This is a genomic window from Methylocystis iwaonis (genome assembly GCF_027925385.1).
Classification (GTDB): domain Bacteria; phylum Pseudomonadota; class Alphaproteobacteria; order Rhizobiales; family Beijerinckiaceae; genus Methylocystis; species Methylocystis iwaonis.
This window is the reverse complement of sequence record NZ_AP027142.1, coordinates 888,783-910,591: the sequence shown is the minus strand read 5'-3', so window position 1 is coordinate 910,591 and position 21,809 is coordinate 888,783. Positions and strand designations below refer to the sequence as shown.

The following is a 21,809-nucleotide window of genomic DNA, read 5'->3' as shown; positions in this document are numbered from 1 at the left end:
CGAAGGACGAGGCCGCCTCGGAGGTTTGTCGTGTGATTACTCTTCTTCCTCGAGATCGAAATCGAGAATGGCGATCTGCAGCGTGAAGCTCGAGAGCTTCGCATCGTCAGCGGAGATCACTCCGAGAAACTCGCCGTCGCTGTTGAGTTCGACGGAATCGGTTTTGCGGCCGCGCGCGACAATCGTCAGCCGGTCGTTTTCGAAAAGCTTCCGCAGATAAGACTGCAGCACTTCGCGGCCGACAGGAATTTTCATCTCGAAAGCGAAGGAGCGGTCGCCGTCCTCGTCGTCGACAGAGATGGTCGCGATTTTGCGCTCGCCGAGATGAACGGCGGCGTTTTCCGTGTTCTTCGGATCGAGGGTGACGCGGATGTCGTCATTGCCGAAGGAGCGACGCAGAAACGCCTGCAGCTTTCGCAATTCGCCTTTTTCCACCCGCGCCTCCCGAGATGCCTAATCTTTTCAGTCCTGTGACATGATCCCGCGACCCGGGCAAGATGTGTTTTTCGCAAAAAAACGCCCGGCGAAATCGCCGGGCGCTTGCATTGGAATCGAGCCGGATTATTCGCCGGCCTCTTTGAGACGCTTGTTGCACTGGCTCCAATATTTCGGCCAGGTGATCTTCTTGTCGGCCTTGAGAAGCTCGGCCTTCTTTTGCTTCCACTCGGCGGCGCATTTCTTCTGGCGCGACTGCGTGGCGGCCTTGGTGTCGGCGGCGGGCTTGGCGGCCTCGGCAGGCTTGGCGGCTTCCGCCGGCTTAGCGGGTTCGGCGGGCTTGGCGGCCTCAGCGGCCGGCGCAGGCGTCGGCGCCGCGGCTTCGGCGGGCTTCGCCGGCTCGGCGGCGGGTTTCGCAGCTTCCGCCGGGGCGGCGGCGGCCGGCTCGGCGAGGCTCGCGCGGCATTCCTTCAGAAAATCCTGCCAGCTCTGGCCGGCGAGTTCATTGGCGGCCTTCTTGGCCTGATAACGAGATCCGCATTCCTTCAGCACATTGGCCTGGGCGAGGGCTTCGCCCGAGACGGCCATGCCGAGGCCCATGGCGACGAGGCCGACCGCAGCGCGGGAAACAACGAGACGGATCACCATATAAATTCTCCCTTATGGAAGCCGCTTGGATGTTCGGCAGCGACTTGCGACGGCGCGGTCAAGCACAGGACGCGCCATTTTTGTCAGCGGCGACTCGTCTTACGGCAGCGCAACGATAGTCTGATTGATGTTGTGAACGCAATCTGATCAGGCGATAAAGCGAATAGCCTCGATGCCGCACCTGTACTGACGGAGAAACGCCTTTTGCCGCCCGCCCGCGAACAACCGGCAAGCTGGGGGAAGAGCGTCATCCTACACGACGACGGGCGCGCCCGCTGCCCCTGGCCGGGTCAGGATCCGCTTTATATCGCCTATCATGACGACGAGTGGGGACAACCCGAGAGGGACAGCAGGGCCCTGTTCGAGAAACTCATTCTGGACGGGTTCCAGGCGGGCCTGTCGTGGATCACGATCCTGAGGAAGCGCGCGGCCTTCCGCAAAGCCTTCGAAGGCTTCGATCCCGAGGCGATCGCCCGTTTCGACGACAAGCGCGTGCATGAATTGATGCAGGATGATGGGATTGTTCGCAACCGCGCCAAAATTGAGGGCGCCGTCCTGTCGGCGCGCGCCTGGCTGGAGATCGAGGCCGAGCAAGGCTTCTCCGCCTATCTCTGGGGCTTCGTCGACGGCGCGCCGGTCGTCAATCATCCCAAGCTTATCAGCGACGTTCCGACGCAGAGCGCCGTCTCCTTGCGCCTCTCGAAGGATCTGAAAGCGCGGGGCTTCAAATTCTGCGGCCCGACGATCGTCTACGCCTTCATGCAGGCGGTCGGGATGGTGAACGACCATCTCGTTGATTGTCATGTTCGGAAATTAGACTGAATGACGCAGGCGCCGATCAAAAAACGCGCGGTCAAGGAGGCCGCGCCCCGCGCCTGGCAGCGCATGCTTTCCGGGCGGCGGCTCGACCTGCTCGACCCCTCTCCCCTCGACATAGAGATAGAAGACATCGCCCACGGCCTCGCCCGGGTCGCGCGCTGGAACGGGCAAACTTTCGGCCCCCACATCTTCTCCGTCGCCCAGCACAGCCTGCTTGTCGAACGGATCGCGGCCGAGCTCGAGCCCTCGATCAGCCGCGCCGAACGGCTGTTCATGCTGCTCCACGACGCCCCCGAATATGTGATCGGCGATATGATCTCGCCCTTCAAAGTCGTGATCGGCGACGCTTACAAATCCGTCGAAAACAGGATTCTCTCGGCGATCCTGCTGCGTTTTTCTCTGCCGGCGACGCCCTCGCCGTCTCTGCTCAAGCTCGCGAAGCAGGCCGACCGGGCGGCGGCTTTTTTCGAGGCGGTGTCGCTCGCCGGCTTTACACGGGGAGAAGCCGAGCGCATCTTCGGTCGCCCTGCGATCTCGCCGCAGGAGTTGAAGGACGAGATTGCGCCTGCCCCCGTCGATGCTGTACAGGCGCGGTTCCTCGCCCGGTTTCAGGAGATCGACCGAGGCTAGCGCAAGGCCAAGAGGGTTCCGATGTCGTGCGGGCGGCTTTACGTCTGTTCCATGACCAAGGTGGTCGACACCGTGCGCGCCAGCGGCGCCCGCTCGCTCGTCACGATTCTGACCGCCGGCGCCTCCCTGGTGCGGCCTTGCGAAATCTCACGCGACCGTCATTTGCGCATCGCCGTCTCGGACATCGATAAAGCGGTCGACGGGCATGTGCTGCCGGGCGAAGAGCACATCGACAGGCTGCTGGCCTTCATCGAGGAATGGGACCAGGCTGATCCCTTGGTCATCCATTGTTACGCTGGCGTGAGCCGTTCGCCGGCGGCCGCCTATGTCGCCGCCTGCGCGCTGGCGCCGCATCGCTGCGAGTTCGAGCTCGCCCAGGAATTACGCCGCCTCTCGCCGACCGCGACCCCGAACCGCCGGCTCGTCGCCCTCGCCGACCGACGCATGGGGCGGGAGGGGCGGATGGTGGCCGCCATCGCCGCGATCGGCAGAGGGGCGGATTGCTTCGAGGGGGCGCCTTTCGCGCTTGAACTCGCCTGACCGACACGAGCCTGGAAATAGACGTTGCGACGCTTTCCCCGCCGGTCGAGATCGGGCTGACGGCGGCGATTGTCGCCGTGCGCGGCGATGAGCCGCTGATCCTCACCACCGGCGCCGATGACGAGAGCGGCGTCGCCGCCCTGCCCTCCGGCCCCTTCGACCCGGTGCGCCATCGCACCTTCGAGATCGGCCTGCGCGCCTGGGTGGCGGAACAGACCGGCGCGCCGCTCGGCTATGTGGAGCAGCTCTACACTTTCGGGGATCGTGGCCGCCACGCCCGCGCCGGCGACCGCGATCCTCATGTCGTCTCGATCGGCTATCTGGCGCTGACCCGCATCGGCGACGACAGCAGGCGTACGGCTGTCGGGGCCTGGCGGAGCTGGCATGATTTCTTCCCCTGGGAGGATTGGCGCAAGGCCCGGCCCGAGATCATCGAAACCACGATCCTCCCCGGCCTGCGCGACTGGGTGGCGGAAGCGCCCAACGCTGTCTCCGCGCCAACCCTTTCGCGCCGCCATCGCGTCGATTTGCTGTTCGGCGCGCGCGGCTTCAACGAGGAGAATGTGCTCGAGCGATACGAGCTTCTCTATGAGGCCGGAATGGTCGAGGAGGCGCTGCGCGACGGGCGCGAAGCGGCGGCGCGGCGGCGCCGGCTCGAACCGCTCGGCCTTCCCATGCGCCACGATCACCGCCGCATCCTCGCGACCGCCATGGGCCGGCTGCGCGCCAAGATGAAATACCGGCCCGTCATCTTCGAGTTGATGCCGGAGGCTTTTACGCTCACCGAATTGCAGAGAACAGTGGAAGCGATCGCCGGACGCCATCTCCACAAGCAGAATTTCCGCCGGCTGGTTGAAACATCGGCAATCGTGGAGCCGACCGGAGAGATGTCGCTGAAAACTGGCGGACGCCCGGCGGCTCTATTCCATTTTCGCCGCAATGTTCTGCAAGAACGACCCTCGCCGGGCCTGCGCGTGGGCATCAGGAGCTGATTTGCTCTTTAAGATATTGTTCACCCTAACATGGTGAACATTCCCTTGAACGCGTCGCGTCCGTAGAGCGTAGAGGTGCGTCTTGGGCTATCTTTTGCCGCCGCCGTCACCGGCGCCGGTCATCGTCTATAAGGACGTCGGCGGGCTCGTCTCGGACTATGAGGCCCAGACCGAGCAATATCGCCGCGAAAATCGCGACGTGCGGCTCCACGAGTGCCGCTCCGCCTGCACGCTGGCGCTCAGCCTGCCCAATGTCTGCGTCTATCCCGACGCTCAGGTAAAATTCCACCAGGCCTATAATGCGATCACGCGAGAGGTCGATCTCGACATTTCGTCCAGGCTTTTCGCCTCCTATCCGGCGGCGGTGCAGGCGCGCCTGGGCTATTTGACGCGCGAATACAGGGTGTTGAGCGGCCGGGAGCTGATCGCTCTCGGCATGCGCAATTGCGAAGGCGACAATCCTGTGCTGATCGCGAGCCGCCGGCAACGGCAGGCGCCGACGGCGATTGCCAGCGCCGCGCCGAGTGCGGCTTCGAGTGGGGCCCCGAGCGCCTGGGGAGACATCGCCAACAAGGTGCAGAGCGCCGTCGCCAGCGCGCTTTCTGGCCCGGAGCAGCCGTCCAGCGGCTCGATTCGCATCGCCGTCGCCGATCGCGAACGCCTGACGTCGGACGCTGTGGCGCGTTCCGAGGCGCCGATCGGCGCCCTGCGCGTCGATGTGCCGCTTCCGCCCCGGCGCCCGCCGTCCGAAGCCTTCACGGCGAGCGACGCCCGGTTGTATGTCTCGCAGATCCCGGGGTCGCAGCCCATTCTCAGCGCCAAATTCGTCCGCGCCGAAACGCGTTAACGATATGGCGCAAGCCTGAGGTCCGCTGTTGAGCAATTTTTGGCCATGATGTTAACATAGCCGTCGTAGCGTCTGGGGAGGTCCGGTTTGGCGAACCGATCCTCCGGAAGGCCGAACCCCGGGCTAACCGGAAGGAGGTCTTTTGCAGGCGCCGAGCAAAGACAAAGCATGGTTCGCGCCGCCCGTAAGGCGCGGCCACGAGCCAAGACGGGGAAGCGATCCTTTTGACGACGCCGCGCGATAGCGACAAACGCCACCCCAATTCGCCGCGCTCGATCGCACTCGGCTTTTTCGCCTCTTGCATGGCCTTCGTCACGCCGAACATGACGGAAACCGCTGTCGCGAACGGCGACACGCGCACGATCTATCTCCATCACGCCCATACGGGCGAGGACATCGCCGCGACCTATCTCGTCAACGGCCAATATGACACCCGCGTTCTCGAGCAGTTGAACTGGTTCCTGCGCGACTGGCGCAGAGACGAACCGACGACCATGGACCCCCGCCTCTTCGACGTGGTGTGGGAGGCTTATCGCTCCGCCGGCGCGAGCAATCAGGTCATCAATGTCGTCTCCGCCTATCGCTCGCCGGAGACCAACGCCATGCTGCGCGCCCGTTCGCGCGCCGTCGCCAAATTTTCCCAGCATATGCTCGGCAAGGCGATGGACACCACCATGCCGGGCATGCCGATGTCGGACGTCCGCGAGATCGGCATGCGCATGCAGCGCGGCGGGGTCGGCTATTACCCCAACGCCAACACGCCCTTCGTCCATCTCGACGTCGGCAATGTGCGCTCCTGGCCGCGCATGAGCTACGATCAGCTCGTGCGACTCTTCCCGGACGGCAAAACAGTCCATTTGCCGACCAACGGCCAGCCGCTCCCCGGCTATGACGTCGCGAAAGCGGAGATCGAAGCGCGCGGCAACGGCGCCTATGTCACAGCGCCGCGCCGGACCTTCGGCGGCTTCTTCGCGGCCTTGTTCGGTATGAGCAGCGGCGAGGACGAGGACGCCGAGATCGCCGCCCCGCCGCCGAGCACGCGCAAGCAATGGGCCGCGCTCGCCCCGCGCAATGCCCGCGGCGCCGCGGCGGATTCCGAGGGCGGCGAAGAAGGCGGCGTAGCCGAACAACCGGCCAGCCGACGCGGGCGCAACCAGCTCGCCCGCGCCGAGGCAGACCTCCCACGCGGCGAAACCGCCATGACCGCGACAGGCGTCGTCGCCGTCGCGCCGGACTCAAATCGCGCCCCGCTGACGGCGGCTCCGCCCGCGCCTAACGAGCCTGCCGCCGAGATCCCGCAAGAAGAAGAGAAAAAGCCGAAATACGCCCGCGTGCCGCTGCCGCCGGCAGGTCGGCCGGCCTCTCTGGATAGACCCGCGCCGCTCGACGAGAAGCCAACCGCGGTCGCGGCGGTCGAGCCGAATGGGCCGCGGGAGCTACGCTCTTCCGTCGACGCGCAGGAAAGCGAAGCTGTCGATGCTGGAACGTCTCGGCGCTTCGTAAACGCGCCGAAGCCTCCTCGACGCCCTGCGACGTTGGCCCTCGCCGCGCAAGAAGCTGACGCGCCGACAACGCCCGGGCGCCCGCAGCAGCGCCGCAACGGCGCCTCCCACGCCATCGCGAAAATGGTCGAGCCTGAAGATCAGGCCGGCGCGGACGATCCGGCCCTCGCCTATGCGCCGGATGGCGACACGAAGCCGAACGCCGCGAAACACGACGCAGAGGACGCAAAACCAAAGCCCGCGCAAAAGACGGTCGCAGAGAAGGCCGACCTTGTCCCCGCCCGCCTCGACCGCTCGAATTTCAACGCGCTGACAGCGACGACGCCCGCCGCGCATGTCTCCGCGCGCCCTGTGCTGGGCGCGCCGATTACCGCCGTCCGCTCAGCCGCCCGCGCTACCGCGCCGAGCCTGTTGCTGCCGCCTGCCCGTCCGACGAATATCGTCGGCTTCGCGGCTCCCGGCGCGCCGCCCCCAGCCGACAAATTCGCCCCCGGCGGAACCCGCGCGCGCTCGGCAGGGCAGAAGAACGAAGCCGGTTCGAAAAACTGAGGGCGGGAGCGGGCTCCCCTTGCTCGTTAGACGCCACACGAACTTCAGCGCGTTTTTTAATGACCGTATGTAGGACGAGCGACGCTCGGCAGCCCTTAACAAGCGGGGATCGTGGCAACAGTGCCTTCGCAAAGGAACCATGGGCTCGCTGCGCGAACATCTCAGCGCGCAACGCCGATGGGGTCTAATACGAGATCCGCTTGATTGGTTCGGTGTCATTCCCGACGCTCGCGCAGCGAGCGATCGGGAATGACAAGCCTCAATCCGAGCTATTCAAACGGAAATGGTATAAGTAGCAAGCCGTTTTGGGGCTATAAATGAACCGCACAGGACTGACACATGTAATTCTGGTGTCTTTTTATTCGCACGTTTCCCAAGCCGTGAGAGAAGAAACGCTGTTTAATTTTCGCCGGCTTGGAAATGATTGCGGTGGCTTTGGCGCCGGCATTCTCTTTTGGAGAGCGGACTGGAATCTAGATCAGCGTAAAAATTACCACCTGATCGCCGTTTCTGTTTTCGAAAACGAAGATGCTTTGCGGAGCTACGTGGCGCACCCCAAACATAAGGGTTTTGCATCAGGTTTGAGTAAGATTGCAGACTGGATCGTCGGCGATATCGCCGTCGGTTTGCCTGTCGTCGATCGTTGATAGCGCCCGCTAGCTGGCGTCGCCCTTGCCGCGTCACGTCGTTTTCGCAGAACCAGGCTATCTGCCCGAATGATGATGGTGGGGGAAGTAGGACTCGAACCTACGAAGGCTTAGCCAGCGGATTTACAGTCCGCCCCCTTTGCCGCTCGGGACATTCCCCCATCTCTCTCGCTTGCGCGAGAGTGTTGGCCGCCAGAGGCGGCCAATCGGTAGCGGCATATGCGTTGCTCGCGCCCTGCCTGTCAACCTCAAAATCCCGCCGTCAACACTTGCCGCCCACACGCTCTGCGAGCTTGGCTGTCAGGCGGCGCAGGGCGGGCGATTTATCGTCGCGGTCCAGTATCACCTGAATCAGCGACCACCCGGCCTCATTGGCGCGCGCGCGGGCCAGAGCAGCCGCCATCTCGCGCTCGGTCTCGACCCTGATCCCCAGCCCGCCGCCGATCACCTGCTCCAGGCCGGCATAATTCCAGCGCTTGATGTCGTTGAAACCGCCGTCGAGCATGGGCCGCTCCGTGCCATAGCCGTCATTATCGAGAAGAATGACGATCGGGTTCATGCCGAATCGGGCCGCCGTAGAAATCTCCAATCCGGTCATCTGGAAGGCGCCGTCGCCCACGAGCACGAGCGGGCGCAGCTTGGGAGCCGCCGCCTTGACGCCGAGCGAGGCCGGCACGGCGAAGCCGAGCGAAGTGTAATAAGCCGAAGCAAGAAAATGCGCGCCATCGCTGATGAAGAGGTCCGAAGCGCCGAGCAACGCGTCGCCCGTGTCGGCGATCACGATCATGTCTTTCTCCAGAAAGGCGTTGATCTGCCGGAACAGAGCGTCGACCGTCATCTTTCGATCGCGGGCCACGAACGGCCCCGGATGCAAGGGATGGGTGAAGGGCGGGAATGCGCGCTGCGCCCAGTGGCGCTCGGAAAGCGCCGTGATGAAATCCTCCATCCGCACGCCGTCATAGGCGTGAAGCCCGATGGCGACGCGATCCTTGCCGGCGTAGATCGCCGACCGGCGGTCGATATGGGCCGTATAGATGCCGAGGTTGACGTCGGTCATCATGGCGCCGAGCAGAATGAGGCAATCGCTGCTCTCGACATAGTCGCGAAGATCCTCGCGGCCCATCGCCCCCTCATAGACGCCCATGTAAGCCGGATGCGATTCGGGAAACCCAGACTTGCCCATAATGCTGGCCGCAACGGGAATGCCCGAGTTCTCGACGAGCGCCATGAGGCGATCCTGCAGGCGGAAGCGATGCAGCTCCTCTCCTGCGAGAATGACCGGGTGTTTCGAAGCCGCAATCTTGTCCGCAGCCTCGGCGGTCGCATAGGCGAGCGCCTCCGGATCGCTCGTCTCGGCGGGCAATGACCGGACCGGCGCCGGCGCGATCTCGGCAAGCGTCATGTCGCGCGGCAATTCGATATAGACGGGACGGCTATGGCGCCTCGCCAGCGCGATCACGCGATCGATCTCGCTTGCGGCTGTGGTCGCGTCGTCGAGCACGGCGGTGGCGACGGTCAGCTCGCGAAACACCTTGAGCTGCGTATCGAAGTCTCGAACCCGGTGGTGAAGGAGCGGATTGCGCGCCTGCTCGCGCGCGCCCGGCGCCCCACTGATGAGAATGACCGGCGAGCGCTCGGCATAGGCCTGGGCGATCGTATTGGCGGCCTTCAGACCGCCGACGCAATAAGTGATCGCCACAACCCCGAGCCCTTTGATGCGCGCATAGGCGTCTGCAGCGAAGCCTGCGCCCTGCTCATCGCAGGTATTGACGACTTGCAACGGGCTTTTTTCCAGCAGGGAAAAGAAAGTGAGACAATAATCGCCGGGCACGCCGAAGACATGGCCGACGCCTTCCTCGCCAAGGCGTCGAATAAGGTAGCCGCCGATCGTCTCCGCCATAATCCCCTCCTCCACAATGGCGCCGCGCGCTGATGGCCAAGTGGGGAACACGGGCTCACGCGCAAGCGTTCTCTCCGGAGATTAGCGCGAAAAGGACTGGGAAAAAATGACGGCGCAGACGAGGGTGACGGCCGATCGGGCGTTTGAACCAGCTTTCTCCCTCGATGAATTCCAGGACCTCGACGCCGCCCAGCTTTATGAGCAGGCGCTGAAGCGCAACGAAGGGCTCATCGCCAGAAGCGGCGCGCTCGTCGTCGAAACGGCGCCGCATACAGGACGCTCCCCCAACGACAAATTCATCATCCGCGACGCGCTCACCGATAAAGCTGTCTGGTGGGACAATAATCAGTCGATGAGCCCGGCGCAATTCGACCGGCTTTACGGCGATATGTCGCAGCATGTGCGCGAACGCGACATTTTCACGCAGAATTTGCACTGTTGCGCGGACCCCGAGCATCAATTGCGCATTCGCGTGCATTCAGAATTCGCCTGGCACTCACTGTTCATCCGCAATCTTCTCATCAGGCCGGCTCGCGCAGAGATGCGCACGGCGCCCGACCTCACCATCCTCGTCCTGCCGTCCTTCAAGGCAAATCCAAACCGTCACGGATGCCGTTCGCAGACGGTCATCGCGCTCGACTTCACGCGCCGCGTCGCGCTCATCGGCGGCACGCGCTACGCCGGCGAGATCAAAAAGGCGGTTTTCACTTTTCTCAATTTTTTCCTGCCGGCGCGCGGCGTGTTGCCGATGCATTGCGCGGCGAATGACCATGCGAGCGGCGCAGCCGTCTTTTTCGGCCTCTCGGGCACAGGAAAAACCACTCTCTCGGCCGATCCTCAGCGCGCGCTCGTCGGCGACGACGAACATGGCTGGGGCGAAAACGGCGTCTTCAATTTCGAAGGCGGCTGCTACGCGAAAGCGATCCGCCTGTCGCGCGAGTTCGAGCCCGAAATCCATGCAGCCTCGCAACGCTTCGGCGCGATACTCGAAAACGTCGGGATCGATCCCGAAACGCGACGCGTCGATTTCGACGACGACAGCAAAACCGAGAATACGCGGATCGCCTATCCGCTCGAGTTCATCTCCAACGCCTCGAGCGAAGGGCGCGCCGATCATCCCAAAAACATCATCATGCTGACCTGCGACGCCTTCGGCGTGCTGCCGCCGATCGCGCGGCTCGACCCGGCCCAGGCGATGTATCACTTCCTCTCCGGCTATACCGCGCGCGTCGCCGGCACCGAGAACGGCCTACGCGAGCCTCAGGCGGTGTTCTCGACCTGTTTCGGCGCGCCCTTCATGCCGCGCCATCCGTCCGAATATGGCAATCTGCTGCGCGAGCGCATCGCGCGCCACGGCGCCAATTGCTGGCTCCTCAACACCGGATGGACGGGCGGCCGGTTCGGCGAAGGAAAGCGCATGCCGATCGCAACGACGCGCGCGCTGCTGCGCGCCGCGCTCGATGGCGCGCTCGCGCGCGGGGCCTTTCGCCGCGATCCCTATTTCGGATTGGAGGCACCGCTTGCTGCGCCGGGCGTCGATGCGTCCCTACTCGATCCCGCCGCCACCTGGTCGTCGCGCGAAGACTATGGGAAGACAGCGCGCAGGCTCGTCGACATGTTCCACGCCAATTTCGAGCCTTTCGCACCCTTTGTGGATCGGGCGGTTCAAGCAGCCGCGCCGCGCTGCGACTCTGCGTGATATGAGATCCCTTCCCGACGCTCGCGTAGCGAGCGATCGGGAATCCAAAGCAAGACAAGCGCTCTCTTGGCCCGCCGTCCTTGCGAGGAGCGTAAGCGACGAAGCAATCCAGGGCAGCTATAGCGGCTCTGGACTGCTTTACGTCGCTCGCAATGACGGGAGGCTCTGGATTCCCGGTCGGGCTCTCAGCCCGCCGGGAATGACATGCCCAATGCGAGGGTCACGCAGATTCGAGCTTGGTCGGCTCCACCGCGGGCGTGGTCTCTGATTTCTTCGCGGCCATGGCGACGAGCGCATCGAACAGGACCGTCGCGGTCGGGTCCGCGCCGGCGGGATCGCGCAGCAGCCGGAAGGTCGAGATCACAATATGGCCTTCGCCATAGAAACGCTCGACCGCCAGGCCCACTGGCTTGTGAATCCAACCGACCGCCAGCGCGGCATGCACGCGCGCGTGGAAGTCGAGAAGGTTGCAGCCTGAGATCACATGCGTGGGGATCACGCGATCGAAAGTCTGATCGATCATGGGGCCGCCGGGCAGGCCGCGGAACGGCCCCCGCCGCCGCAGCCAGGCGAAGGACGACGCCCAGTCGCCGCGCCACAGCGTGCCGTCGCGCGCCACGACTTTCACATTTTGCCAATGCGGGAAAAACGGCGTGAGCGTCCCTTCGTCCTCGGGCAGAAGCACGGCGCGTCCGCCTGTGCGCACATGATCGGCAAGGTCGCTCGTGTTGCGTAGAGCAACGACGACATCCGCGTCATTCATCCCCGTGGCGAGGCGATAGCCAAAGGCCTGAAGGCGCACCCGCACATCCGGCTCGGGCGACCACAGGGACAGCGCCGGCGGCGTCGCGCGCACGGGATGCAACGCGACCTCGATGTCGTTCGATGCGACGATCTCGCCGTTGGCGGCGCGCAGATGAAATGAGACCCGGCGCATCGAGGACTTGTCGACCTGGGGCAGCTCGAAGGAAATCACCCCCATGTCCGCCACCGTACCCGCTTCGATACGCGGCGTCGGCATGGTCTGCGACCAGTCCGAAAGTATCTCCAGCGTGCCGGGGTCGAGCGCGTCCGAACCGCCATGCGCGATGCGCACCGGGACCTGCAGCGTCTCCCCCGACCAAAAGGCCGCGCGCTCGAGACGCGGCACGATCACCGTATCGGCGTTGATCGTGTGGAAGACATCGTGAAAGGCGCGCGTGTTGGAGCGCATGTCGAGAAGGCCGTTCGACTCCCAATGACAGTCAGTCAGCTCGGTGATCACATAGCCCGAGATCTCGGCGCGACGCCGCATTGCCTCGATCTCATATTTGAGCGCGCGAAACTGCTGCCATTGCGTCGCTTCGATGAAGCCTTCGAAACTGCCGAAGACGCGGTCGAGGCTCCAATCATGGAAACGGTTGAGCACGCCATGCGGATACATGACGCCCTCGCCCCAGTCGTGGCCGGTCTCGAACCACCAGGGCTCGCGCCCAAGGGCGTCATTGAGCTTCTCGGGATCGGGAAGCCCCCAATTGCCGAACTCGGAACAGAGCAGCGGCTCCTTGCCCGTCGTCACGGCGTCGCCCTCGGGACTGAACAGCCAATCGCCGCGATCGGCGAGCGCGTCGACGAAACGGTCCCAATCATGGCGGCTGTCGGGAATCGCCGCGTAGAAGTGGTAGTCCGCAAGATCGCTCTGCACGTGGAAGCTCGGCGCGAGCGGCGAATTATCCACGACGAGGCGCGTCGGATCATAGGCCTTCAGCCACAGATAGAGCCGCCGCAGCCAGGCGCGATGCTTGGCGTCGTGCACCAGATCGACGCCCCAATTCTCGTTGATCAGCGTCCAGCAGAAGATCGATGGATGGTTGCCGTCGCGGTCGATGATGCCCTTGAGCGTCGTCTCCTTGCGCTCGCGCGAGCGCTCGGTCGAATATCCGCCGTTCGGCAACTCGGCCCAGACCAGCAGCCCCAGCCTGTCGGCCGCTTCGTAATAACGCGGGTCCGGCGCCTTGATGTGACAGCGCAGCGCATTGAGCCCGAGGGCCTTGGCTTTACGGAAGCGATCCTCGATGAACGCCAGCGACGGCGGCGTGCAGATGGTGTCGGGATAGTAATCCTGATCGAGCGCGGCGCGCAGATAGAAGGGCTTGTCGTTGAGATAAAGCTTGCCGTCCCGCGTCTCGATCTTGCGAAAGCCGAAGGTCGTCTCCTTCTCGTCGATTATTACGCCGTCGCGCATGAGCTGCACGCGCAAGCGATAAAGATTGGGCGCGTCCGGCGACCAGGCTTGCGGGTTCGGCGCCTGGGCGCGCAACGTCGTATGCTCGGCGCCGCAGGCGAGTTCCGTCTTTGTCGAGGCCACGCATTCTCCCTGCGGGCCGAACACTTCCAATAGGGCTTCCGTCCTCGCGCACAGTGCGCGCTCGTAATGAAGCAGAGCGGCGATGTCGCCGGAGTCGAGATCGGCGCGCACGCGCAAACAGGTCAGCCGATCCGGGATGTTACGCTCCAGATAGACAGACTGCCATATGCCAGAAAGCGGGCCATACCAGCTCTGCTTGCCGAACGGCATTTCTGCGAAGGGCGTATGGGGGAATTCAGCAGGGTCGTCGGTCGGGCTTTCGACGCGCACTTCGATCTCGGCGCGCCCCTCCACGAGGCGGTCGGTAATGTCGAAGTAGAAGGGCAGGAAGCCGCCGACATGGCTACCGACCAAGGCGCCATTCACGAACACATGCGCTATATGGAAAACGGCGCCGAAGTGGACGAAAATGCGTTGCGACAACCAATCCGCCGGGACGTCGACGCTGCGGCGATAAACGCCGACGCCGCCGCGCATGCTCAAGTCGGGGAACTGAGCTTGCCAGGGACTAGGAACGACAATGCTCCGCCGCTCGGCGCGCGCAGAGGCGCCGCCGCCGAGATATTGGAACTCCCACATGCCATCGAGGCTGATACGCGCTTTGTTCACCGAGTTCTTCCCTGGCCAGAAACCTGGCCCGTCCGAGGGACGAATAGAAGATGATGTTGAACTGCGAATATGCGATCTGCGCGATGAGAAAAATCCCTACGCGAATATACGTAAAAAGGCCAGAAGTTTTCCCGCGGCGCCTTGGACGTGACGGGATATTTTTGCAAGGTGGAGCTGAGCTATCACAAGGCTGACGACATCGACATGCAGACTCTCGACGCCAAGGATTTGCCGCTTCTGTTCCGGCGCCGCTACGGGGCGGAGCCGCTTGTTTTCCGCGCGCCCGGGCGCGTCAATCTGATTGGTGAGCACACGGACTACAACGACGGCTTCGTGCTGCCGGCCGCGCTCGACCTTTCGACTTATGCGGCGATTGCGGCGCGGTCGGATCGCATGATCCGCGTTCACTCAGTGAATTTGAACAGCGATTTTGCGTTCGATCTCGACGAGCCGCAGAGCCGCGCCGGCGCGTGGAGCGATTATATCTGCGGCGTTGCGCTCGAGCTCGAAAAGTCCGGCTATAGGCTACGCGGCGCCGACATCATGGTCTTCAGCACATTGTCGATGGGCTCCGGACTCTCGGCCTCTGCGGCGCTCGAAGTCGCGGTCGGCTATGCGCTGCTGAGCGTCTCCGGCGAGGAGATCGACCTTCTCGATCTCGCGAAGATCTGCCAGCGCGCCGAGAATGATTTCGTCGGCATGCGCTGCGGGATCATGGACCAGTTCATTTCCTGCCACGGCGTCGAAGGCGCGGCCTTGCTGCTCGATTGCCGCAGCCTCGAACACCGGACCGTGCCCATCGACCCGTCTGTGCGGATCGTGATCTGCAACACGATGGTTCACCACGAACTCGCCGGCAGCGCGTTCAACGAGCGTCGCCGCGAGTGTGAGGAAGCGGTCGCGCTTCTGTCTTCTTCGATCAAAGGCGTAATGGCGCTGCGCGATGTCGGCGTCGAGCAGCTCGAGGCGCATGCGGCGCGTCTTCCAGCGACGATCTTCAAGCGCGCGCGGCATGTCGTCTCCGAGAACGCCCGTGCGCTCGCCGCGGTGGCTGCGCTCGAGACGCGCGATTTCACCGAATTCGGCCGGCTGATGAACGCCTCTCACGAGAGCTTGCGCAACGATTATAAGGTGAGCTGCGCAGAGCTCGATCTGATGGCCGAGCTTGCGCGTGGGGTCCCCGGCGTCTACGGCGCGCGCATGACCGGCGGCGGCTTCGGCGGCTGTGTGGTGGCGCTCGTCGAAGCGTTCGCAACGGCGCATTTTGCCGACGCTGTCGGTCCAGCTTACGAAAAGGCGACGAATTTATCGCCGATGATCTTCACCTGCTTTCCCGGCCCCGGAGCCGGGCCCGCCATTTTTTGACGGATGCCCCTATGCTGCGATTGCAACACGACTCACACCGCCGCCTCAACGCCCTCACCGGCGAGTGGGTGCTCGTCTCCCCGCATCGCACGAACCGGCCCTGGCAGGGCCAGACCGAGGCCAAAGCCGAGGCCGCCATCCCGTCTTACGATCCCGGCTGCTATCTTTGCCCGGGCAACGCGCGCGCAAATGGCGAACGCAACCCGGCGTATGAAGACGTCTTCGCCTTCGACAATGACTTCGCCGCGCTCCTGGCTGACGCGCCACGAGAGGAGATCAATGAGAAGGGGCTGATCGTCGCGCAAGGCGAACCTGGCTTCTGCCGCGTCGTGTGTTTCTCGCCTCGACATGATCTCACTCTGTCGCGCATGAGCGTCGGCGACATTACAAAGGTCGTGGAGCTATGGCGCGAGGAGTTTGCCCGCCTCGACGCCAATCCCTTGGTCGGCTTTGTTCAGATTTTCGAGAATCGCGGCGCGATGATGGGCGCGAGCAATCCGCATCCACACTGCCAGATTTGGGCGACGCAGAGCGAGCCGAACGAAATCTTGAAAGAATCGGTCCGCCAGCGCGATTATTTCGAAAGCCGCAGAACGTGCCTTCTATGCGACTATCTGGCGCTCGAACTCGAGAAGCGCGAGCGCGTCGTTTGCGAGAATGACGGTTTTGTCGCGCTTGTTCCGTTTTGGGCGACCTGGCCTTTCGAGACCGTGCTGCTGCCGCGCCGCCACATGGTCGCCCTCGACGAATTCGGCGAAAGCGACTCGCGCGCGCTGGCCGATATTTTGAGCCAACTCACCAAATGCTACGATAATCTCTTCTCCACGCCCTTTCCTTATTCGATGGGTTTCCATCAGCGTCCGAGCGACGGCGCCGCGCATCCGCACTGGCATTTTCACGGCCATTTCTATCCGCCGCTGCTGCGTTCGGCGACGATCCGAAAGTTCATGGTCGGCTTCGAGTTGCTGGGGTCGCCGCAGAGGGACATTACGCCGGAGAGCGCGGCCGAGCGGCTGAGGGCTTCATTGTCGCGCTGACGCGCCAGCGAAGCGTTATACGAGATCCGCTTAATCGGGCCCGTGTCATTCCCGACGCGCAGCGAGCGATCGGGAAACCAGAGCCCGCGCTTTTGTGGCTCTGGATGCCCGGTCGGGCTTTCAGCCCGCCGGGAATGACAAGCCCCATGCGAGCTGTTCAAACGGAAATAGTATTATTCGCGCCTCAGAAGAGCGTGAATCTCATCGCGCACGTGCATCGCGACCTCTTCGATCGCGCGAGTGACAGCGGCGGAAACGGGCTTGCTTATCTCAAAAGATTCGCCCTCTATCGCGTAAACGATGCAACGCAGCGGCAATGCGCCGAGCGCCTTCGCCAACTCCACCGCTTCGGCGAGGCCGAAGCCGTGGGATGAAAGGCTGAAGTTCGTATGTGCTGGAAGGCCCTCGGCGGCGTCGAAGCGATGAATGGCTCCGGCCGGCGCGCCGGAAAAGCAGGCGTCGACGAGGAACGCTGTCTCAGCTTTTTCGAGCGCAGCGAGGATGCCTGTCGCTTCCCCTTCGAGCTCTAGGATTTCGGCGTGGCGCTCGCCTGCCGCCCGCAGACGTCTTGCAACCTCACGGCCTGCAGCGTCATCGCCTCGATCGAGATTGCCGACGCCGATGACGACCACCCGGCCTTGCGTCACGCGCGCTACCCCCTGTCGATCTCCAGCTTGAGAAAATGCGTCGCGCAGGAAATGCAGGGGTCGTAATTGCGCACGGTTTGCTCGCAGCGGTACTGCAATTCTTTGTGAGGCAAATCGGAGAAGCCGCCGATGATGTCTATGAGGTCCTCTTCGAGACAGGCCTGGTTCTGTGATGTCGGCGGCACAATCTGCGCGTCGGCGATCGTGCCCGCGTCGTCGATTTGGTAGCGATGATAGAGCATGCCGCGCGGCGCCTCTGTCGCTGCATGGCCGACGCCGGCGCGGGGCTCCACGGGGACGAAAGGCCGGTCGGGCTGCTCGTAGTTCTCGATCACGCGCAGCGCTTCGTCGCAGGCGTAGATCGTCTCGACCGCCCGCACCATGATGCTGCGATAGGGATTGCGGCAGCTTTCGCCGAGGCCGATCTCTCGCGCGGTCTCTTTCGCCAACGCGGATAGCTGCTCGAAGGCGAGATTGTAGCGGGCCATCGGTCCCGTGAGATAGGCGCCGCCGCCATCGCGCAGATGCGAATGCAGCGCAGTCGAATGGGCGACATGCGTCTCCTCGAAATGCGCGTCATATTCAGCGGCCGAAATATCGAGGCCCTTGTTGGAGACGATACGGCCTTCGTTGAAGGGGTATTCGTCAGGATGGCGCAGCGTGACGAAAGTGTAGTCGCGCTCACGCTCAGGAAAGTCGAAGGTCGCGACCCAGCGCGCCGTCTCCAGCGCCGCCTCGCGCGCCCATTTCAGCTTCTCGGCGAGCGGCGCCAGCTCGCGCTTGCGCGGCGCCCGATGGAAACCGCCGACGCGCACGTTAACGGGATGGATTTCGCGGCCGCCAAGCAGCTGTAGAATTTCGTTACCCACCTTCTTGAGCTGCAGGCCGCGCTTGACGGCGTCGCCATGGTCGCGCGCCATTTGCACGCCGCCGTCATAGCCCAAAAAGTCGGGCGCATGCAGCATGTAGATATGCAGCACGTGCGACTCGATCCATTCGCCGCAATAGATCAACCGGCGCAGATCGCGCAGCGGCCCCTCGACCTTCACCCCCAACAAATTTTCGAGCGCATGAACGCCGCTCATCTGATAAGCGATCGGACAAATGCCGCAGATACGCGCGACGATGTCCGGCGTCTCGACGAAGTGACGGCCGCGCAGAAAGGCCTCGAAAAAGCGCGGCGGCTCGAAGATGTTGAACTCGGCGCTCTCGACCTTGCCGTCGCGCAGGACGACCTTCAGCGCCCCTTCGCCCTCGACGCGGGCAAGAACGTCAACCTTTACGGTCTTGCGCGTCATGGCGTTCGCTCTCCTTGCGGAAGGGTTCGGCATTGGCGTTGAAGGTGCGGTAGATGCGTTCGAGCCCCTTCGAGTCCATGCCCATGCCGGCGAACCAGCCGCTCAGGGAGGGAGCGTTGGGCGTCTCCTTGGGGCCGAAGCAGCCATAGCAGCCGCGATCATAAGAAGGACAGAGCGCGCCGCAGCCCTCATGCGTCACCGGCCCCAGGCAAGGCATCGCCTTCGCAACCATCACGCAGACATTGCCCTTGAGCTTGCACTGGATGCAGACGCTGTGCGCCTGCGTGTTCGGGCGCCGGCCAGCGAGAAAGGCCGAGACGACGTCGACGAGCTGTCCCTTGTTGATTGGGCAGCCGCGCAGCTCGAAATCGACGGGCACATGCTCGGAGATGGCGGTCGAGGTTTCGAGCGTGTGGATATATTCGGGATGTGCGTAGACGATGGAGATATATTCGCGCACGTCGGCAAAATTGCGCAGCGCCTGAATGCCGCCAGAGGTCGCGCAGGCGCCGATGGTGATCAGCGTTTTCGAACGGCGGCGCACTTCGTGGATACGCTCGACGTCATGGGCCGTGGTGACCGAGCCTTCGACCAGCGAGAGATCGTAGACGCCTTTGACCTCGCCGCGCGTCGCCTCGGGAAAATAGCCGATGTCGATCGCGCCGGCGATGGCGAGAAGCTCATCCTCGCAATCGAGCAGGCTCAATTGGCATCCGTCGCAGGAGGCGAATTTCCAGACCGCCAGACGCGGCTTCCTGGCCTCCATGTCAAAGCTCCTTGATCGCGAGAAGGGGTTTCAGCCGCGCATAAGTGAAGACCGGCCCGTCTCGGCAGATGAAGGTGGGCCCGAGCTGGCAGTGGCCGCACTGGCCGATGGCGCATTTCATATTGCGCTCCATCGAGAGATAGATCGCCTCTTCGCCGACGCCCTTATCGACGAGCGCCATCGAGACGAAGCGCATCATCACCTCCGGGCCGCACACCATGGCGAGGGTTTTCGCAGGGTCGATGTCGAGGCGCGAGAGCAGATTGGTGACGACGCCGACATTGCCATGCCAGTCGCCCGTCGCATGATCGACCGTGACTTCGACGTCCATGTCGAGACGGCCGCGCCAGTGCTCGACCTCGCGTCGAAAGACGATCTCCTCCGGCCGCCGCGCGCCGAAGAGCAGCGTCACCTTGCCGAAACGATCGCGCGCGCCGAGCAGGCTGTAAAGCGCCGGCCGCAAAGGCGCGACGCCCAATCCGCCGGCGACCACGACAACGTCCCTGCCCTCGGCCTGCGCCATGGGCCAACCGACGCCGAAAGGCCCACGAACGCCGATCGGATCGCCGGGGCCGAGCTGCGTCAGCGCTTTGGAGACGGGACCGACGGCGCGGATCGTATGGATGAGCGGGCCGTCGGCCGGGTCGCCGCTGACGCTGATCGCCGCCTCGCCGACGCCGAAGGCCGTGAGCATGTTGAATTGGCCCGGCGCGTAATGAAAACGCGCGCCGCCCGCCATTTCCAGCTCCAGCGTCCAGGCGTCCGGCGCGTCATGGCGGCGCCGGCGCACATGGGCGATCTGCGGAACCATCGGCCTTGCGTGCAGGAGAGCCGCTGTCTCGGACATCATCGTCTCAGCCGTGGGAGCCATAGAGGTCGAGGAATTGCAGCCGCGTCTCGTGCAGACGGTCGATCAGCACCGGCATGAGGCGTTTCATGATGTCATAACCGAGGCTGTGGTCGGCTTCGCATTTGCCGCGCAGACATTTGGCGTCCATGGCGATGAGGCGGCAGCGTTCGAGCGCCTTGGCGTCATAGACCCAGCGATAGGGCGGCACGAGCCAATTGACGCCGAAAACCTCTCCGGCGCCGAGCGTGAGAAAGGTCGCCGCTCCGCGCCCCGGAGCCGCGACTTGCAAGGCCACGCGCCCCTCCCGGACAAGGTAAAATTGGTCGGCCGCCTCGCCTTCATGGAAGATGAAATCGCCGGCTTCGAAGCGCGCATTTTTGGCGCAGCCCGCGGCAAGCGCGACGAAACCCTCGTTCACCCCGTGGAAAAACGGATGATCGGAGAGGATGCGCTCTAGATTCTCCATTAGGATTGCCTCGCGCTTTTCTCGCTGTCGGAGATGGCCTGCGTTTCCTCGGTGATGTCGATGCCGACGGGACACCAGGTGATGCAACGCCCGCAGCCGACGCAGCCGGTCGTGCCGAACTGCTCGTGCCAGGTCGCGAGCTTATGCGTCATCCACTGCCGATAGCGCGACGAGACGCTCGGCCGCACCGACCCGCCGTGGATGTAGGAATAATCCATGGTGAAGCAGGAATCCCAGCGCCGGCTGCGCGAAGACTCGACGCCCGCAAGATCATTGTGGTCCTCGACCGAGGTGCAAAAGCACGTCGGGCAGACCATGGTGCAATTGGCGCAGGAAAGGCAGCGCTGCGCGACCTCCTGCCAGCGCGGATGCTGGAGATTGCGCATCAGCAGCGCCGGCACGTCTTCATCCGGCATGCGCCGCCCCATCGAAGCGGCGGTTTGCGCGACGACTTCGTCAGCGGCGTCGACGTCTTGCTGTGTCGCTGGGCGGCGCGGCAATTCGGCGAGAATCTCGGCGCCGGCGGGCGAGCCGGCCTCGACGAGAAATTCATGCGCGTCGGCGGACATCAGCTCCGTGAGCGCGAGATCGAAACCATCCGTGACCTTCGGGCCGGTTTTCATCGAGACGCAGAAGCACGTCCCGCCGGCCTTGCCACAATTCAGCGCGACGATAAACGCGCCTTCCCGCTGCGCCTTGTAATGCGGATCGACATAGTCGCCCCCCATCAGCACGCGGTCCTGTATGGCGATTGCGTTCAGCTCGCAGGCGCGCACGCCGAGGAATGCGTAGTTCTGCGGATCGAGCGGCTCCGCTTCGACCTCGATCTCACTACCTTGCCGCTTGGCGCGCCACAAATTCAGCAGAGGCTTGTGGAGAAACTTCTTCCAAGAGTGCGGGCCGACCGCATAGCCGAAAAAGGCGCCGTCGTCGCGTTGGGCAAGCTTGTAGCGGCCGGGCTCCTGCTCGTCCGTGACGCCGCGCGGCAAATCGTCGAGACTGTCGATGTCGTCGTAGATGATCGCGTCGTCGCCGATCGTGGGCGCAACGACGCGCTTCCCGCGGCCCCGGAGGGCCTCGATCAAAGCACGCAGCCCGTCGACCGACATCACGTAACGCTCAGGGACGGCGCCGCTCGCTGCTTCCGACATCGCTCATTCTTGCGCTTGGCTATTCGGGGAGATTGTACTCCCAATATGAAGCAGGCGCGACGCCC

Annotated in this window: 20 protein-coding genes and 1 tRNA gene; 10 read left to right on the top strand and 11 right to left on the bottom strand. The window is 63.7% G+C overall.

The features are described from left to right. Positions 1–36: 36 nt before the first annotated feature. Complete coding sequence (locus tag QMG84_RS04375) at positions 37–435, bottom strand: DUF3126 family protein (RefSeq protein ID WP_202072943.1); 399 nt, start codon at positions 433–435, stop codon at positions 37–39. A 126-nt stretch (positions 436–561) separates the two neighbouring features. Continuing rightward, positions 562–1,083 carry a hypothetical protein gene (locus QMG84_RS04370; RefSeq protein ID WP_202072944.1) on the bottom strand — a complete coding sequence of 174 codons (522 nt, stop codon included), beginning with the start codon at positions 1,081–1,083 and terminating at the stop codon, positions 562–564. 204 nt (positions 1,084–1,287) lie between these two features. Between QMG84_RS04370 and QMG84_RS04365 the strand changes: the two genes are divergently transcribed. The 7 genes from QMG84_RS04365 to QMG84_RS04335 all read left to right on the top strand — a co-directional run bounded on the left by QMG84_RS04365 (position 1,288) and on the right by QMG84_RS04335 (position 7,609). Beyond that, positions 1,288–1,905 (top strand): DNA-3-methyladenine glycosylase I, encoded by a 618-nt coding sequence (locus QMG84_RS04365; protein WP_281930718.1) that lies wholly within the window; start codon positions 1,288–1,290, stop codon positions 1,903–1,905. After that, positions 1,906–2,532 (top strand): HD domain-containing protein, encoded by a 627-nt coding sequence (locus QMG84_RS04360; protein ID WP_281930717.1) that lies wholly within the window; start codon positions 1,906–1,908, stop codon positions 2,530–2,532. 21 nt (positions 2,533–2,553) lie between these two features. Next, positions 2,554–3,072, top strand: a complete 519-nt coding sequence (locus tag QMG84_RS04355) for a tyrosine phosphatase family protein (RefSeq protein WP_281930716.1) — start codon at positions 2,554–2,556, stop codon at positions 3,070–3,072. A gap of 77 nt (positions 3,073–3,149) precedes the next feature. Continuing rightward, positions 3,150–4,064, top strand: a complete 915-nt coding sequence (locus QMG84_RS04350) for an NUDIX hydrolase (RefSeq protein WP_434085973.1) — start codon at positions 3,150–3,152, stop codon at positions 4,062–4,064. Between the two features lie 82 nt (positions 4,065–4,146). Then, on the top strand, positions 4,147–4,911 hold the full coding sequence (locus QMG84_RS04345) for a hypothetical protein (protein WP_281930714.1): 765 nt from the start codon (positions 4,147–4,149) through the stop codon (positions 4,909–4,911). 224 nt (positions 4,912–5,135) lie between these two features. Next, positions 5,136–6,962, top strand: coding sequence for a peptidoglycan L,D-endopeptidase MepK (locus QMG84_RS04340; RefSeq protein ID WP_281930713.1), 1,827 nt, complete (start codon positions 5,136–5,138; stop codon positions 6,960–6,962). Between the two features lie 317 nt (positions 6,963–7,279). Further along, complete coding sequence (locus QMG84_RS04335) at positions 7,280–7,609, top strand: Dabb family protein (RefSeq protein WP_281930711.1); 330 nt, start codon at positions 7,280–7,282, stop codon at positions 7,607–7,609. 76 nt (positions 7,610–7,685) lie between these two features. On the opposite strand, the gene QMG84_RS04330 is transcribed toward QMG84_RS04335, so the two are convergent. Beyond that, positions 7,686–7,770 (bottom strand) — tRNA-Tyr (locus QMG84_RS04330). A 101-nt stretch (positions 7,771–7,871) separates the two neighbouring features. Further along, complete coding sequence (locus QMG84_RS04325; RefSeq protein ID WP_281930709.1) at positions 7,872–9,509, bottom strand: alpha-keto acid decarboxylase family protein; 1,638 nt, start codon at positions 9,507–9,509, stop codon at positions 7,872–7,874. 106 nt (positions 9,510–9,615) lie between these two features. Here QMG84_RS04325 and QMG84_RS04320 point away from each other — a divergent pair, with 106 nt between their 5' ends. Then, a complete protein-coding gene (locus tag QMG84_RS04320) occupies positions 9,616–11,208 on the top strand; it encodes a phosphoenolpyruvate carboxykinase (protein WP_434085972.1) in 1,593 nt (530 codons plus the stop codon). 220 nt (positions 11,209–11,428) lie between these two features. Here the strand turns inward: QMG84_RS04320 and QMG84_RS04315 are convergent, their stop codons facing one another. Further along, entirely contained in the window at positions 11,429–14,164 is a 2,736-nt protein-coding gene (locus QMG84_RS04315) for a glycoside hydrolase family 2 protein (RefSeq protein WP_281930708.1), read from the bottom strand. A gap of 147 nt (positions 14,165–14,311) precedes the next feature. Here QMG84_RS04315 and galK point away from each other — a divergent pair, with 147 nt between their 5' ends. Together galK and QMG84_RS04305 are read left to right on the top strand one after the other, a co-directional pair. Next, entirely contained in the window at positions 14,312–15,529 is a 1,218-nt protein-coding gene (galK, locus tag QMG84_RS04310; RefSeq protein WP_281930707.1) for a galactokinase, read from the top strand. 11 nt (positions 15,530–15,540) lie between these two features. After that, the gene (locus QMG84_RS04305; protein ID WP_281930706.1) at positions 15,541–16,566 is read left to right on the top strand and encodes a UDP-glucose--hexose-1-phosphate uridylyltransferase; all 1,026 of its coding nucleotides are present in this window, start codon (positions 15,541–15,543) and stop codon (positions 16,564–16,566) included. A gap of 173 nt (positions 16,567–16,739) precedes the next feature. Here the strand turns inward: QMG84_RS04305 and QMG84_RS04300 are convergent, their stop codons facing one another. The 6 genes from QMG84_RS04300 to QMG84_RS04275 are packed head-to-tail and all read right to left on the bottom strand — an operon-like array spanning position 16,740 to position 21,744. Then, positions 16,740–17,213 (bottom strand): hydrogenase maturation protease, encoded by a 474-nt coding sequence (locus QMG84_RS04300; protein WP_281930704.1) that lies wholly within the window; start codon positions 17,211–17,213, stop codon positions 16,740–16,742. 5 nt (positions 17,214–17,218) lie between these two features. Further along, entirely contained in the window at positions 17,219–18,511 is a 1,293-nt protein-coding gene (locus QMG84_RS04295; RefSeq protein WP_281930702.1) for a Ni/Fe hydrogenase subunit alpha, read from the bottom strand. Further along, the gene (locus QMG84_RS04290) at positions 18,486–19,277 is read right to left on the bottom strand and encodes an NADH-quinone oxidoreductase subunit B family protein (protein ID WP_281930701.1); all 792 of its coding nucleotides are present in this window, start codon (positions 19,275–19,277) and stop codon (positions 18,486–18,488) included. The genes QMG84_RS04295 and QMG84_RS04290 overlap by 26 nt, the downstream gene beginning before the upstream one ends. Position 19,278: 1 nt before the next feature. Continuing rightward, positions 19,279–20,127 (bottom strand): FAD/NAD(P)-binding protein, encoded by an 849-nt coding sequence (locus tag QMG84_RS04285; protein ID WP_281930699.1) that lies wholly within the window; start codon positions 20,125–20,127, stop codon positions 19,279–19,281. A 4-nt stretch (positions 20,128–20,131) separates the two neighbouring features. Beyond that, positions 20,132–20,593: a cyclic nucleotide-binding domain-containing protein gene (locus QMG84_RS04280; protein ID WP_281930697.1), complete on the bottom strand. Its 462-nt coding sequence runs from the start codon at positions 20,591–20,593 to the stop codon at positions 20,132–20,134. Beyond that, entirely contained in the window at positions 20,593–21,744 is a 1,152-nt protein-coding gene (locus QMG84_RS04275) for a 4Fe-4S dicluster domain-containing protein (RefSeq protein WP_281930696.1), read from the bottom strand. Before QMG84_RS04275 ends, QMG84_RS04280 begins: the two co-directional genes overlap by 1 nt. Between the last annotated feature and the right edge of the window lie 65 nt (positions 21,745–21,809).